Origin of the sequence: Sutterella massiliensis, from assembly GCF_016899755.1 — a bacterium.
GTDB lineage: Bacteria > Pseudomonadota > Gammaproteobacteria > Burkholderiales > Burkholderiaceae_F > Sutterella > Sutterella massiliensis.
The window spans coordinates 1-828 of record NZ_JACJJC010000160.1; the positions used below are offsets into that span (position 1 = coordinate 1).

The following is an 828-nucleotide window of genomic DNA, read 5'->3' on the forward strand; positions in this document are numbered from 1 at the left end:
CTTCGTCAGGTCGTACTGGTAGCCAACGGCACCGCTGTACTGCTTGTAGTCGTTGGCATTGTTGACAACGCATTCGCCGTAACGATAGCCGAAGTCAACCTTGAGGACGCCGCCGAACGCAGGAACATCGGCACCGATCGTCGCGGCATAGCCGTCGATGTAGCCGGTATTCATCGACCAGTCCTTGAAGGCGCCGGCCATGCCGGTAGCCGTCGTATTGTCGGAGGCCTTGATTCGCATGTGCTTGTTGTATTCGCCCGTAACGTAGAGCTTGGCGACATCGAAGTCATAGGTCACGCCGACGAGGCCGTTGTAGCCGTTCTTTTCTTCACGCCAGTCGGTGGACGTGCCGCTCGCACCGCGCGGGAGGTTCGACCACTGATTCCATTCACCGGCAAGCAGGACGCTCAGATTGCCGTAATCGTAGGTAACGGCAAGCTGGCCGATACGGTCCGCAGAGCTCTTGTTTTCCTGAGCGGTACCGACGCCGTGCACTTCCTTGGTATCACCCTGGAAGGAATACTGCGCATGGATGCGCAGACCGTTCATCGAGGGCGAACGGTACGTGATCGTGTTGTCCATGCGGCCCCAGTCGCCGACGTGGCTGAACTTGCCGCCCGTATGAGAACCCCAGCCGCCCGAGAAGACGGAATACTTGCCCATGAGGCCGTAAGAGCCCAGGGCCGAAATGAGTTTGCCCACGCGGCCGAAGGAGATCGTACCGAAAGCGCCGTCAATGAAGAGCTGCGATTCACGGCCAAAGAGGCGGCTGTTGTTGTCCATCGTGCCGTCATCGGCGTTGAAGCCGTTTTCCAGCACGAAGCCGAC

1 protein-coding gene is annotated in these 828 nt (G+C 59.2%); it reads right to left on the reverse strand.

Translation table 11 applies throughout. The features are described 5' to 3' along the window. Positions 1 to 828, reverse strand: an 828-nt coding sequence (locus tag H6A60_RS11905) for a porin (protein ID WP_205104906.1), incomplete at both ends; no start/stop codon positions are given.